At 56.8% G+C, this 13,213-nt stretch carries 12 protein-coding genes and 1 tRNA gene; 7 read left to right on the top strand and 6 right to left on the bottom strand.

Annotation, left to right across the window (positions count from 1 at the left end; translation table 11 throughout):
• Positions 1 to 111: 111 nt before the first annotated feature.
• A tRNA-Trp gene (locus WA922_RS02325) sits at positions 112 to 187 on the top strand.
• A 181-nt stretch (positions 188 to 368) separates the two neighbouring features.
• Positions 369 to 518: a hypothetical protein gene (locus WA922_RS02320; protein ID WP_424770067.1), complete on the top strand. Its 150-nt coding sequence runs from the start codon at positions 369 to 371 to the stop codon at positions 516 to 518.
• A 75-nt stretch (positions 519 to 593) separates the two neighbouring features.
• On the opposite strand, the gene WA922_RS02315 is transcribed toward WA922_RS02320, so the two are convergent.
• A complete protein-coding gene (locus WA922_RS02315) occupies positions 594 to 2,132 on the bottom strand; it encodes an alanine/glycine:cation symporter family protein (protein WP_424770066.1) in 1,539 nt (512 codons plus the stop codon).
• 263 nt (positions 2,133 to 2,395) lie between these two features.
• On the opposite strand from WA922_RS02315, the gene secE reads away from it, so the two are divergent.
• The 4 genes from secE (at position 2,396) to rplA (ending at position 4,628) form a co-directional block, all read left to right on the top strand.
• The gene (secE, locus tag WA922_RS02310) at positions 2,396 to 2,602 is read left to right on the top strand and encodes a preprotein translocase subunit SecE (RefSeq protein WP_424770065.1); all 207 of its coding nucleotides are present in this window, start codon (positions 2,396 to 2,398) and stop codon (positions 2,600 to 2,602) included.
• Positions 2,603 to 2,681: 79 nt separating this feature from the next.
• Complete coding sequence (gene nusG, locus WA922_RS02305) at positions 2,682 to 3,218, top strand: transcription termination/antitermination protein NusG (RefSeq protein ID WP_424770064.1); 537 nt, start codon at positions 2,682 to 2,684, stop codon at positions 3,216 to 3,218.
• 278 nt (positions 3,219 to 3,496) lie between these two features.
• A complete protein-coding gene (rplK, locus tag WA922_RS02300; protein ID WP_424770063.1) occupies positions 3,497 to 3,928 on the top strand; it encodes a 50S ribosomal protein L11 in 432 nt (143 codons plus the stop codon).
• A gap of 4 nt (positions 3,929 to 3,932) precedes the next feature.
• Positions 3,933 to 4,628 carry a 50S ribosomal protein L1 gene (gene rplA / locus WA922_RS02295; protein WP_424770062.1) on the top strand — a complete coding sequence of 232 codons (696 nt, stop codon included), beginning with the start codon at positions 3,933 to 3,935 and terminating at the stop codon, positions 4,626 to 4,628.
• Positions 4,629 to 4,767: 139 nt separating this feature from the next.
• Here rplA and WA922_RS02290 read toward each other — a convergent pair whose 3' ends face one another.
• Together WA922_RS02290 and WA922_RS02285 are read right to left on the bottom strand one after the other, a co-directional pair.
• Positions 4,768 to 5,523 (bottom strand): competence/damage-inducible protein A, encoded by a 756-nt coding sequence (locus WA922_RS02290; RefSeq protein WP_424770061.1) that lies wholly within the window; start codon positions 5,521 to 5,523, stop codon positions 4,768 to 4,770.
• Between the two features lie 46 nt (positions 5,524 to 5,569).
• Complete coding sequence (locus WA922_RS02285; protein ID WP_424770060.1) at positions 5,570 to 7,075, bottom strand: flavin-containing monooxygenase; 1,506 nt, start codon at positions 7,073 to 7,075, stop codon at positions 5,570 to 5,572.
• A 105-nt stretch (positions 7,076 to 7,180) separates the two neighbouring features.
• Here WA922_RS02285 and WA922_RS02280 point away from each other — a divergent pair, with 105 nt between their 5' ends.
• Positions 7,181 to 9,199 carry a TonB-dependent receptor gene (locus WA922_RS02280; RefSeq protein ID WP_424770059.1) on the top strand — a complete coding sequence of 673 codons (2,019 nt, stop codon included), beginning with the start codon at positions 7,181 to 7,183 and terminating at the stop codon, positions 9,197 to 9,199.
• A 9-nt stretch (positions 9,200 to 9,208) separates the two neighbouring features.
• Here WA922_RS02280 and WA922_RS02275 read toward each other — a convergent pair whose 3' ends face one another.
• From WA922_RS02275 to WA922_RS02265, 3 genes are all read right to left on the bottom strand, one after another.
• Positions 9,209 to 10,255 (bottom strand): ACP S-malonyltransferase, encoded by a 1,047-nt coding sequence (locus WA922_RS02275; protein ID WP_424770058.1) that lies wholly within the window; start codon positions 10,253 to 10,255, stop codon positions 9,209 to 9,211.
• A complete protein-coding gene (locus WA922_RS02270; protein ID WP_424770057.1) occupies positions 10,252 to 12,453 on the bottom strand; it encodes a thiamine pyrophosphate-dependent enzyme in 2,202 nt (733 codons plus the stop codon). Before WA922_RS02270 ends, WA922_RS02275 begins: the two co-directional genes overlap by 4 nt.
• Before the next feature lie 212 nt (positions 12,454 to 12,665).
• Entirely contained in the window at positions 12,666 to 13,139 is a 474-nt protein-coding gene (locus tag WA922_RS02265) for an Lrp/AsnC ligand binding domain-containing protein (protein ID WP_424770056.1), read from the bottom strand.
• Between the last annotated feature and the right edge of the window lie 74 nt (positions 13,140 to 13,213).

The raw sequence follows: 13,213 nt of genomic DNA, 5'->3' as shown, positions 1-13,213 counted from the left end.
CATTGTAACCACGCATTGCCGCAGCGCCTAGCGGTCAGTTTGCCGGCTTTGCCGCGGTCATATTTAACATTGCCATGCCCGCGCGAGCGCATTAATTGCGGCTAGGCCTGCAGGGGCGTAGCTCAGTTGGTAGAGCGTCGGTCTCCAAAACCGAAGGTCCAGAGTTCGAGTCTCTGTGCCCCTGCCAGGTGGATCATCCAGACACCTTCTGATTTTGATGCGTTGTGATTTTGACACGCAAGAGGATTTTGCGCCTCTTTTGCAACCCATCGCTATGCCTGAACGAACGGCACAATATGTGTTCAGGGAACGCGCAGACGAGCTGTGCATTATTAGCGTCAGAACGAAATACAAGAAGGAAATCCACCATGTCCAGTTTGACTTACCGTAGCAGCCGCCCCGATGCCTGGGTTCAACCGCGTGCCTATCGTGATGCCTCGCAGCGTATGCAGCAGCACGGCAAAATCATCCCGATGGATGCGCCCGGAGTTTTGGCCCGGCTATTCGGCGCGCGCTAAGCCAGGCGGCACCGCCGCCAAAAAAAAGGGGGGGCCGGTTGTACGACCGGCCCCCCTTTTTTAACGTCTGAAGGATCAGTATTCGTTGGGTTCTTCCGGCGTGTCGGCGCGGAAATCCCGGCCAGCCTTTCTGTCACCTTGTGCCAATTTGAACACCACGCCGGATAACAGGGCCAATGCCAGCAGGTTTGGCAATGCCATTGCGGCGTTGGAAATATCGCCCATCCGCCAGACCAAGGTGAGGTCCAGCGTACTGCCAAGATAGATCACCACGCACCACAGCACGCGCCAGATCATGTGCAGCACTTTCTCTCCGCCGCGTGTCGAACCCGGAATACGGTCATAGATAAACGTGATCGCACGCTCCCCGTAATAGGACCATGTCAGCAGGGTCGTGAACACGAACAGGATCAGTGCGGTACTGGCGACCAACGTACCGATCGGGACGCTTGCAACGGTGAGCGGGAATGCAGCAGCAAACGCGCCCGATGTCATCGCAAAACCTTCAAGATCGGAGTTCCAGGCATGCGGCACAGCTTGCCCGCCGCCGGTAAAGTCGCCCTGAACGGTCAAGATAACCAGCGCGGTCATGGTACAGATTACAATCGTGTCGATAAACGTGCCCAGCATCGCCATGCGGCCCTGCTGTTCCGGATCATTGGTCTGCGCGACAGCGTGAGCGATCGGAGTGGAACCCTGACCCGCCTCGTTAGAAAACAGGCCGCGCGCCACACCGGCCCGGATCGCGAGCATAATGGCTGCCCCGACAAAGCCCCCGGTCGCCGCTTGCGGGTTAAACGCGCCGTAGAAAATCAAACCGAATGTCGCTGGAATATCTTCAAGGTTCAGCATCAGGGCGATGAAAGCCATGATGATGTAGGCGGCTGCCATGAAGGGAATAATCTTTTCTGCGACACCGCCAATGGATTTGATCCCGCCGATAATCACGATGAACACCAGCACGGCCACGATCAACCCGCCGAGCCATTCTTCAATGCCGAACAGTTCATTCAGGCCGTCAGCCACTGCATTGGCCTGTATCGAATTGCCCGTGACCAGCGCGGAAAACAGCGTTCCGATGCAAAACAGGATCGCGAGCCAGGTAAATTTCGGGCCCAGACCCATCATGATGTAGCTCATCGGCCCACCGCGATAGACGCCGTCCGATGTTTTCTCACGGTACCGAATGGCCAGCGATCCTTCAGCAAAAGCAAGCGCCATGCCGACCAGTGCTGTTATCCACATCCAAAAAATCGCGCCCGGCCCGCCCAGCGCAATTGCTGTCGCCACGCCGGCAAGATTGCCTGTGCCAACCTGGCCGGACAAAGCGGTAGACAACGCTGCGAAGGGAGAAATTTCTCCGTCGCCGTCGCTCTGGCGGCCTTTGAACAGACCGGCAAAGGCGCTGCCCAGTTTGCGGATCGGGTAGAATTTCAGCCCGATCATGATCCACATGCCAATACCCAGCAGGATCAATGTCATGGGCGGAATGGGTTGTCCGCCTATCGACAGCCATGAAACGACCTGCCCGTTCCATGTGCCGCCCCAGATAAAATCGGATACGTTCGTGACCTGGTCGATAAAGCTTGTCGCACCAGTTTCGCTTGCAGCCATTATCGGCCCCCCTATCGCGTAATTCCTCAAGCCGTGCACGCTAGAGCGGTGCGCGTGGCAACGCCAGCGATAAAACACCGCAGCCAGCCGGGGACGTTTTCACGTCCTTGCTTTTGGCCAGATGTGGCCCTAAATAGCTCGGACTTCCTACATTGGAACAATCACAGCCCCTCCCGGAAACAGCCGGGGCGGCGATTGGCCTATCCCGGAAGTGACGATTTTTAAGTCGCGTTTTTGATACAGGACGGCGAGAGTTTACGATTATGGCCGAAAAGAAGACCAGAACGACTCCGGGCGAATTCATTCGCCAGGTCAGGACCGAATCGAGCAAGGTCGTCTGGCCCACACGGCAGGAAACAATCACGACCGCGATTTTCGTGGGTATCATGATGGTGATTTTGTCGCTGTTCTTTCTTGGTATCGATTCGCTGTTCGGCGCTTTGGTTGGCTGGTTGCTCACTCTGGCGTGATTTCGGTGTCTTGTAATTGCGCGACACCATTTTTGCCCGCAACGGGCTGACCAAAATTTATTACTAATGGGGATCACACATGGCTCGCTGGTATATCATCCACGCCTATTCGGGTTTTGAAAATAAAGTCCGCGACGCAATTATTTCGGAAGCTGAGCGTTTGGGATTGTCCGACGGCGTTGAAGAAGTGGAAGTTCCGACCGAAACCATCACCGAAGTCAAACGCGGCAAGAAGGTTCAGGTAGAGCGTAAATTTATGCCGGGCTACGTGCTCGCCAAACTGCAAATGACCGATGATGTGTATCACCTGGTCAAAAACACTCCAAAAGTGACCGGCTTCCTCGGTTCAAACAATAAACCGCAGCCGATTACTGAAAAAGAGGCCGCACGCTACTTTGGCGGTGTCGAGGATGCCAAGGCTGCGCCGAAAACACAGGTCAGCGTTGATTATGAAATCGGCGACTCGGTCAAAGTGCTCGACGGCCCCTTCGCCAGCTTCAACGGCGTGGTGGAAGAGCTCGATTTCGACAAAGCCAAAGTCAAAGTATCGGTATCGATCTTCGGCCGTGCCACTCCGGTTGAGCTGGAGTTTGAGCAGGTTGAACTGTCGAAGTAGGACCCGGACGGCGGCGCCGCTTGTGCCCAGCTCTGAATTGCTGCGGCTGAAGCGAAGGTGATGCAGGAGATTACGGGCCATATATTTAGGCAATGTGTTTAGGCCATATATTCAGGCCATATAATCAGGCCATTTGTTTAGACCTTGTATTTGCCGCACAAAACGCTATCAGCGCCGCTCCTTGAAAGAGGAATTCGTGTGGGAGGCAGCAGGCTGCCGTTTGACCACTTAACATGACCCCAGACGTGATCCGGGGGATAGTGTGAAAGGAGGCCGTTATGGCCAAGAAGATTGAAGGCTACATCAAGCTGCAAGTGCCCGCGGGCACAGCCAACCCGTCCCCGCCAATTGGTCCGGCTTTGGGTCAGCGCGGCGTCAACATCATGGAATTCTGCAAGGCATTTAATGCCGCGACACAGGATTTTGAAAAGAATGCTCCGATCCCGACGATCATCACCGTCTATGCGGACCGTTCGTTCACATTCGTCACCAAGACCCCGCCTGCCAGTTTCCTGATCAAGAAAGCTGCAAAACTGAAATCCGGGTCGAGCGAGCCGGGCAAAGTCGTCGCCGGTTCGATCAAGCAGAGCCAGGTTAAAGAGATCGCCGAAACCAAAATGGTTGATCTCAACGCAAACGATATCGATCAGGCTATGAAAATCATCGAAGGCTCCGTGCGTTCAATGGGCCTTGAAGTGGTGGAGGGCTGATCCGATGGCTAAATTGACAAAACTGCAAAAAGTCCGCGCTGAAATGGACCGTGAAAAGCTTTACAGCGTTGATGAGGCGATCGCCACATTGCGCGATCATTCGAGCAAGAAATTCGACGAGACAGTTGAACTTGCCATCAATCTGGGGGTGGACCCGCGCCATGCAGACCAGATGGTGCGCGGCATGGTCGCTCTGCCATCGGGCACCGGCAAAGACGTGAAAGTTGCCGTGTTCGCACGCGGTGACAATGCTGACAAAGCCGTTGCTGCCGGTGCCGACAAAGTCGGCGCGGAAGATTTGATGGAAGATATGCAGGCCGGCAACCTTGATTATGACCGGGTTATCGCATCGCCCGATATGATGGGCGTTGTGGGCCGGTTGGGTAAAGTGCTCGGTCCGAAAGGCTTGATGCCCAACCCGAAGCTGGGCACTGTGACGCCTAACGTGGAACAGGCCGTGAAGGACGCCAAGGGCGGCCAGGTTGAATTCCGCGTTGAGAAGATGGGCATCATCCACACCGGTATCGGCAAGATGTCGTTCAAGGATGCAGACATCAAAACCAATTTCGAAGCGATCACCCAGGCTATCGTGAAAGCGAAGCCATCGGGCGCAAAGGGCAAATATGTGAAAAAAGTCTCGCTGACTTCCACAATGGGCCCGGGTCTGAAAATCGATCTGTCGGAAATCGAAGGCGCTTAGGCGGTTTTATCATTGCCGTAAAAATATGAGTAGGGCCGGGGGGAGATCCTCCGGCCCACATGCTGCATCATTGAATGACCGGCGCAGGGTGCAGAAAATGGCGATGATGGAACGGTTGTATGGCGGGACGGCAGTACAGTCAGATACCACCAGGGGTGAAATCATAACCCGACGTACCAAGCCCGTCGCATAGCGTATCGACACAGCTCTGTAGATCATCGGGATCGGTGGACCGTATCACGAAATTCGAGCCGACTTTGCCATCCCTGAAAAAGGGATAGCTGCCGATCTGGCAGTTTTCATGCGCCTGTTCTGTCTCTCGCAGCAGATCAGATATTTCGCTTTCCGGTATCCATCCGCCAATTGTTTCGGTCAGCAGCGGCGCGCCGCCTTCCAAGGTCCCGGTCAGCGCGTCGAGCATTCCTGCGGTGATATGCGGAACCCCTGCCATAAGAAAGATATTGCCGATCTGAATGCCCGGCGCCCCCGATGTCCGGTTCGCGATGAGCTGCGCCCCGTCGGGCACACGCGCCATGCGCAGCCGGCCGTCATTGATACCGCCTTTGTCCGCGTAATAGCGTTCCAATATGGCGCGCGCCTCAGGATGGATAATCACATCCACGCCGAGCGCCGCGGCAACCGCATCAACGGTGATGTCGTCATGCGTCGGGCCAATGCCGCCGGTCGTAAACAGATAATCATTGCGGGCGCGGAGCGTATTGACCGCTTCCACGATCCGTTCCTGAACATCGGCGACCACTCTGACCTCGTCCAGCCGGATGCCTTGCACTTGAAGCCAGCTTGCCACTTGCGCGATATTCTTGTCTTGGGTGCGGCCAGACAGGATTTCATCACCAATGACGACGAGCCCTGCGGTATAGATTTTTTCGCTCATAGAATTTCACTAAGCGAACCCCGCACGAAGGTGAAGCAGCGTTTGCCTATTCTGCCGGTTCTAATTGCTCTGCGCTGGTTTGCGCATTGGCACCGGCAGCATGGATCGACAGGATACCGTCTTCGACTGCGCCTTCCTGCATAATCTTTCTGTCGGTTACATATTCCTGATTGAGCCGCCAGGGATAGGCCACGGCGTTCTTTGGCATAATGTGTTTGCTGCGCTGGATATATCCGCTGGAGAAATCGAAAATATCATCTTCCTGCAGCGTGTGATTGGCGGGAAGTACTGGTACGGCGACATTTGCTTTCTTGGCACGCATCGTGTTGATGACACGGCAGATATATTCAGAATTGACATCAGACCGTAACGTCCAGCTGGCGTTAAGGTACCCAAACACGACCGCCAGATTGGGTAGGTTGGAAAACATGCAGCCTTTATAGTAGAACCGCTGGCTGAAATCGACCGGAGCACCGTCCTGGCTCACCGCGATCTTGCCGCCAACGGCCAGTTTCAGGCCGGTCGCCGTGACGATAATGTCGGCATCCAGATGGCTCCCATCATCCAGCGCGATGCCGGTTTCGGTGAACTGGGAAATCCTGGCAGTCACCACCTGCGCTTTGCCCGACTTCATCGCCTCGAAAAGATCTGAGTCAGGCACCAGACACAGCCGCTGGTCCCACGGATCGTAAGGCGGGGTGAATGTCGGTTCGTCAAAATTGTCTTTGCCGAGGGCTTTCACAATACCCTTTTTCAGCATTTTCTTGACGCGTTCGGGTTTGCGGCGCGCCTGTTTGAAGGCAAAATCCTGCAGTTTGATGTTCTTCCAGCGTGTGATCCTATATGCGGTTTCTTCGGGCAGAATCTTACGCAGAAAATTGGCCAGGGCATCCTTTGCAGGCCGCGCGAACATCCAAGTCGGGGTGCGCTGAAGCATCGTCACCTTGGCGGCTTTGTCAGTCATTGACGGGACGATTGTCACCGCTGTCGCACCCGATCCGATTACCACTATATTTTTGCCCGTATAATCGAGAGTGTCCGGCCAGAATTGTGGATGCAGCACCTGGCCTTTGAAATCACCAAACTCAAATCCTGGGTCATAGGCCTGATCATAATCGTAATAGCCCGATCCAAGATACAAGAAATTGGCCGTAACCCGCGTTTTGGAACCATCCACCAGTTCAATGCCAACGTGCCAGCGCGCTTCGTCGCTGCGCCAATCAGCACAGATCACTTTTTGCTGATGGCGGATGTGTTTGCGAATACCGCGCTCATCGACAATTCGATTGAGATATTCGAGAATCGAGGGCGCATCTGCAATGCTTTTTTCATGCTTCCACGGTTCGAAAATAAAGCCCAGAGTATGCATGTCGCTATCGGACCGGACGCCGGGATAGCGGAACAGATCCCACGTACCACCCAGATTTTCACGGCGTTCCACAATTCCGTATGATACTCCGGGGCAATGCATTTCCATATGCGCCGCCATCCCGATTCCGGAAATACCGGCGCCAACAATCAGAACGTCGAAATCAGGGGCAGTTGCAAGCATGGGTGTTCTCCTAAGGCGGGGATGTAAGCACAGCTTGCCGATAAATGCGAGCCTAGTTGCAATTCGGTACTGACGCGAGCGGTAACCATCGCTAGGCGTCATCCCATGCGTTACAAAATTATGATTGCTGCGGCCCTGATGCCTGCCCCTCTTTGCGCTCAGGAAGATAGCGGGGCCCAGCAAACAGATGATCGGTTCGCGATTGTGGTCACGGGAGAAGGTCTGCCCGATACGCCGGCTGTGCCTGCCTATGGCGCGATAACGCTGGACCGGGATGTGATTACAACATCGGGCTCTGGCCGGATTGACGATGTACTGGCGTCTGTCGCCGGCTTCCAGCAGTTTCGCCGGTCAGACAGCCGCAGCTCCAACCCCAGCGCGCAAGGTGTCACTCTGCGCGGTCTTGGCGGAAATGCAACCAGCCGCGCGCTGGTGCTGCTCGACGGTGTGCCGATGGCCGATCCGTTCTTCGGCTATATCCCGCTCAGCGCAATTGCGCCTGAAAGGCTGGAAACCATCCGCGTGACTCGCGGCGGCGGGGCGGGACCGTTTGGGTCGGGCGCGCTGGCCGGGACGATCGAATTGATGAGCGCAAATGCCGAGACATTAGGCGCCTTTAATGGCTCGGTACTGGTCAATGATCGCGGTGATACAGAAGCCAGTGCGAGTATTGCGCAAGACCTTGGCGGCGGTTTTGCTGTACTCAGCGGACGGTGGGACCGTGGTGACGGGTTTTTTACCACGCCGCAAAACCAGCGCGTTCCCGCCAGTGCCAAAGCGGGTTTTGATAGCTGGTCCGTGAGTGCCAGAGCTGTTGCCCCGATCACGGCGGATATAGAGCTGCAAGCGCGCGGTTTGGTGTTCAATGATGAACGCACATTGCGGTTTGCGGGCGCCGATAGTTCGAGCGAAGGGGCCGATGCAAGCGTAAGGCTGGTAGGGCGCGGCAATTGGGAATTTGACGCACTTGCCTATCTCCAGTCGCGCAATTTCTCCAACATCGTGATCAGCTCGACACGGTTCGTGCGCGTCCTCGATCAGCGCAACACGCCGTCCACCGGGATTGGCGGAAAGCTGGAAATACGGCCGCCCGTAGGCCCGGATCACACCTTGCGTATCGGCACAGACTATCGACGCGCATCGGGCGAATTGCAGGAAGAGGCCTATAGCGCGTTTTCGGGCAATCTGACCGAACGCCGCCGGGCTGGCGGGCGCAATAGCGATTGGGGCCTGTTTATCGAAAATGACTGGTCGCTTGGTGATCTGGTATTGACCGGAGGGTTGCGCGCAGACCGCAGTGTGGTTGAAAACGGATTCTTTCGCGCCACCGATGCAGATGGGCGTGAAGTGAACGAGGCGGCCGCATCAGACCGATCCGACTGGACGGTATCCTACCGCGCAGGGGCAGCGTTTCAGGCCAGTGACACCATCAGGTTACGGGCGGCGGTCTATCGCGGTTTGCGTTTGCCCACTCTGAATGAATTATACCGGCCCTTCGTGATTTTTCCTGTGGTGACACAGGCGAATGCCGCGCTCGAAAATGAGGTGCTCGAAGGGATCGAAGCCGGTATTGATGTGACCCCGTCGGAAACCGTCCAGTTGGCACTGACCGTTTTTGATAACCGGTTGAAAAATGCGATTGCCAATGTGACGCTCACCCCGACTTTGCGCCAGCGGCAGAATTTGCCAGCGATCGATGCCCGCGGTGTCGAAGCAAGCGCGTCAATTACGCAGGGACGGGTGAGCGTCAATGGCACCCTTGCCTATACCGATGCCGTCGTCGATGGCAGCGGTGCGTCGCTGGCGCTCAATGGCAATCGTCCGCCGCAAACGCCCGAATTCTCGGCCAGCGCGACGGTTGCCTGGAAGCCTGCAACTGGATGGCATTTCGCGGCGAGCGTGCGGCATGTGGGCGCGCAGTTTGAAAGCGATGAAGAAACGGATGTTTTGCCTGCAGCGACGACTGTGAACGCCTTTGCCGAATTTCCGTTAAGCAACCGGTTCGCGGTAATCCTGCGCGGTGAGAACCTGCTTGATGAAACGATCGTGACGCGCAATGCGAACGGCGTCCTCGATGTGGGTGTGCCGCGTACTGTGTGGGGCGGCATTCGCGCTGCGTTCTAGATCCTGGCTCTAATTCGCCGTAACGGATAGGCGCTGGGCTGCCATCCCCATCGATACGAGAATCGCAGATTTGGTCTGCTCGGCTTTGAAGGCAGTTTTGCTGTCCATACCGCGCCAGTCAGCCAGGATCAGCGATTGTGCTACAGCCCCGCCCAAAGTCGTTCCGGGTCCGGTGACGATAAACAGATCGGGCGCGAATTCGCGCGCTGCCACTGCGATGGCCCGGCTGAAATCATAGGGTTCAGTCACCTGATAGCCCAAAGTATAGTCGCGTAGCTGCGCGGTGTTCACCGCATGTGGCCACCAGATAGAGCCTCGCCCGTCAATCAGCGGTATGTCGGGTTGCCGGAACAGGCCGGCCCCCAGCAGGGCGGCACCTTTGCGGGCAACCGGGTGCTGCAACGGTGTATGGAACGCCGCATGATTGCCAAGGCGCATCGGGAACCGGCAATCAATCCGCTCCACGGCGTTTTCAAAGGCCGATAGTCCAGCCTCGTTCCCGGCCAAGACCAGCATCCCGCCCAGCTCGATTGAGAGTAGCAGGACATGACCGGGCTGTGCGTTGATCTGTGCCGCAAACCCCAGCAATGTGTCGCGGCGCGCGATATCGGGTGTCCATTCCTCGCCCATAAACGGATAGACAAGCTGTCCGCCAATGAGCGCCTCCTGCATCAGCGTGCCCATTGTGTTGGCCAGGGTAAATCCGTCTTGCGGGGACATGGCGCCCGCGCATGTGAGTGCAGAATACCACCCCATCGAATTGCCGGTGATGGCCACTATCTCGACCGCATCGCGGTCTATCGATAAAAAGTCACCCAAAGTGGCGGCAAAAATCAGGCCTGAGGCATTGTCGCCGCGCGTATGCCTGCTGAGGCTGAAGCGGTCTGCGCTGTCGAGGGCCGTCAGTGTTTCCTGGTCTGCGCTGCGTCTTTGGGCGTCGAAGCCGGCAAGCATCCCGGCATCAGGGAAGTGCTGTGCCAGATAGCCAAGTTCGCTTGCATTATAGGTTCCGCGCCCCGGGCAGATGAGCACTGCGGTTTTGCGCGTCCCCGTCATGCCCGCGCACCCGTGAGCGCGAGGGCTGCGTCCACAATACCCTCAGCGGACGGCATTGTCGCAGCATAGGCCGGCCCGGTCGCAACAAAGCTGTCCTCGGCCGTCAGGCGCCCGTGCGGGATATCGGTTTGTTCTGTAAACAGAGCCATTAACGCTTCGGCGAGCCCGCCGGTGCGGCGTGTCTCATCAACGATCAGAATATTGCCGCACTCCCCGACCGCTTCGAGCAGCGAAGCTTCTGGCAGAGGCGATAGCCACCCCAGATCAATCACGCGCGCGTCAATGCCCTTTTCAGCCAAACGTTTCTGCGCTTTCATCGACAAAAATGTGCCATTGCCGAATGTCACAATCGCAAGGTCCCTGCCTGCGCCATGTACGCGGACCTGGCCAAAGGACATGCGGTCTGACACGGCAGGGTAGGTGTGCATCCAGCCGCCATCACCGGCATCATGCAGATCGCGCATTGGATAAAGCGCAATTGGTTCAAGGAAAATCACCAGCCGCTGCTCTTCGCGCGCCAACCGGACGGCCTCGCGCAGCATCCTGACCGCGTCTGCACCATTGGAAGGACATGCAAGGATCAGCCCCGGAACATCGCGGATCGCGGCAAGGCTGTTATCGTTGTGAAAATGCCCGCCAAACCCCTTTTGATAGCCAAGCCCCGCAATCCGCACGACCATTGGGTTGGTATATTGCCCGCTGGAAAAGAACGGCAATGTTGCGCCTTCACCGCGAATCTGATCCTCGGCATTGTGGTAATAGGCCAGAAACTGGATTTCCGGGATTGGCAGAAACCCGTTTTGCGCCATTCCGAGCCCGAGGCCGAGAATGGATTGTTCATCCAGCAATGTATCAATCACGCGCGCCCGCCCGAAGCGTGCGGCCAGTTTCTGGGTGACGCCGTATACGCCGCCTTTGCGCCCGATATCCTCGCCCATCAAGGCAATCTCGCCGTGCTCCAGCATCAAATCGGTCAATGCCCAATTGATCAGGCGGGACATGATCTGCGGCTGGTCCATCTGTTTCAGATCGCTCCCAAACGCGGCCGCCCGGGCATCGCCGGTGGGGCCGCCTGACGGTGCGTGCTCGCGTCTGGGCGGAATGATGCTGGCCATCACCTGCTCGGCAGTTTGCAGCCGCGGGCGGTTTGCGGCCTCCTGTGCAATCCTGTCCACGCGTGCCGCCGTGCTGATATAGATATCCAGCGCGGCATTGTGAGGCAGAACGCCTGCCTCGCCTAGCAGCCGCGCTGAATGCAGTAACGGGTCGTCGGCCTCTTCGGCTTCGACATCGGATTTCGCCATATAGGTCGTCGGCACGTCAGCACCGGCATGGCCATACAGACGGATCGTGCGGATATGCAGGAAAGCGGGCTTGCGGCGCTTGCGAACATAATCGGCGGCCTGTGCTGCCACGCGGAATGTTTCATACATATCCAGTCCGTCGCAATAGAAATATCTGATCCCCGGCCGCGCGCTGAAATTGGCCGCAATCCAGCCGGTGGGGGTTCGGGTGGAGATACCGATCCCATTATCTTCGCACACCCATAGCAGCGGCATGGGAACGGTCTGATAGGCGGTCCATGCCGAACTGTTGATCGCCCCTTGCGCGGTCGAGTGATTGGCCGATGCGTCACCAAAACTGCAGATCACAATCGCATCATCTGGTAAATGCCGGTGCTGCGGGGGATGGCGCTTTGCCAAACCCACCGAATATGCCGCGCCCACAGCTTTGGGCAAATGGCTGGCGATGGTCGATGTCTGCGGCGGGATGGAGAGGGCCCTGGACCCCAAAACCTTGTGCCGTCCGCCCGAAATTGGGTCGTCACTGGAACAGGCGAAAGATAGCAGCATGTCCCAGGTGATCGTCTGCCCCATGCCAGCGGCACTGACCTGTTCTGCGCGCTGAATTTGAAATGCGGCATCGCGGTAATGCAGGAACGCCATATCGGTGGGGCGAAGCGCGGCCGCAACCGCCGCCATCGCTTCATGACCCGATGATCCGATAGTGTAGAAGCCTTGGCCCTGCGCCTGCATCGCGCGGCTGGCCCGGTCGAGCGCGCGGGTTACACAGCCCGAACGATAGATTGATACGGCCATTGCCGGATCAAGCGTGCCCGCAGGGGGATTGCCCGCAGGAAAATCCGCCTGTGCGCAGCGGCGCAGGAAATTGTCGTGAACAATATGTGCCCGGTCCATGCGGGCCCCTTAACGATGTTCCCGCTTGTGGCCAAGCGGCGGGTCGAAGCCGGCGGATAAATCCTGACCAAGCAACGGTGGTGCGCTCGCCGAAATGAAAACTGGCCCGTAACTGTCCGTAAGCGGCTCCCCGGTCCTGATCCTTTGCCCGGCTTTGATGCTTCGCCCGATCGCTTTGCTTCAATAAACCGGTTGATAACAGCGCCGTTCAATTACACGAAAATCGGCACGTGATGCGTGTCTTTGACCTCTTCCATGACCGGGAAAGAGGACGTCTGTTCCACAAATGGCAACTGCGAAATGACATCCCCGATGAGGATACGGTAACCATCCATATCGCGCGTGCGCACTTTCAATAGATAATCATAGCCGCCTGACATCATGTGGCACGAGATGATTGCAGGCACATCTTTTACTGCACGATTAAATTCCTCAAGGCTGGCGCGTGAGGTGCTTGATAGTTTCACCTGATTGTAGACCAGATAGCCCTGATCCAGTTTGCGCGGATTTAGCCGTGCTGAATAGCCTTCGATGATGCCCTGATCCTCAAGCCCGCGCAGACGTTTGAGGCATGGCGTCTTGCTCAGATGGATGCGTTTGGCGAGTTCTACGACGGAAATCCGCCCATCTTCCTGAATGCATTGCAAGAGCTGCAAATCGATCTTGTCGAGCGCGATTCGTTTCATCTGTTAGTGATCCTTTTGACTATGATATGACCAATATCGATCAAATATGAATAGTAATATTGCATTCTTTGGAC

The sequence above is a fragment of the Pontixanthobacter sp. genome, assembly GCF_049682855.1.
Taxonomy (GTDB): domain Bacteria; phylum Pseudomonadota; class Alphaproteobacteria; order Sphingomonadales; family Sphingomonadaceae; genus Pontixanthobacter.
This window is presented reverse-complemented; position numbering and strand designations above follow the sequence as displayed.

Coding starts and splice junctions, on each gene's coding strand:
- nusG (WP_424770064.1), top strand. CDS start 2,682: ATGGCTCGCTGGTATATCATCCACGCCTATTCGGGTTTTGAAAATAAA.
- rplA (WP_424770062.1), top strand. CDS start 3,933: ATGGCTAAATTGACAAAACTGCAAAAAGTCCGCGCTGAAATGGACCGT.
- WA922_RS02270 (WP_424770057.1), bottom strand. CDS start 12,453: ATGGACCGGGCACATATTGTTCACGACAATTTCCTGCGCCGCTGCGCA.
- WA922_RS02275 (WP_424770058.1), bottom strand. CDS start 10,255: ATGACGGGGACGCGCAAAACCGCAGTGCTCATCTGCCCGGGGCGCGGA.
- WA922_RS02315 (WP_424770066.1), bottom strand. CDS start 2,132: ATGGCTGCAAGCGAAACTGGTGCGACAAGCTTTATCGACCAGGTCACG.
- WA922_RS02265 (WP_424770056.1), bottom strand. CDS start 13,139: ATGAAACGAATCGCGCTCGACAAGATCGATTTGCAGCTCTTGCAATGC.
- rplK (WP_424770063.1), top strand. CDS start 3,497: ATGGCCAAGAAGATTGAAGGCTACATCAAGCTGCAAGTGCCCGCGGGC.
- WA922_RS02290 (WP_424770061.1), bottom strand. CDS start 5,523: ATGAGCGAAAAAATCTATACCGCAGGGCTCGTCGTCATTGGTGATGAA.
- secE (WP_424770065.1), top strand. CDS start 2,396: ATGGCCGAAAAGAAGACCAGAACGACTCCGGGCGAATTCATTCGCCAG.
- WA922_RS02285 (WP_424770060.1), bottom strand. CDS start 7,075: ATGCTTGCAACTGCCCCTGATTTCGACGTTCTGATTGTTGGCGCCGGT.
- WA922_RS02280 (WP_424770059.1), top strand. CDS start 7,181: ATGCGTTACAAAATTATGATTGCTGCGGCCCTGATGCCTGCCCCTCTT.
- WA922_RS02320 (WP_424770067.1), top strand. CDS start 369: ATGTCCAGTTTGACTTACCGTAGCAGCCGCCCCGATGCCTGGGTTCAA.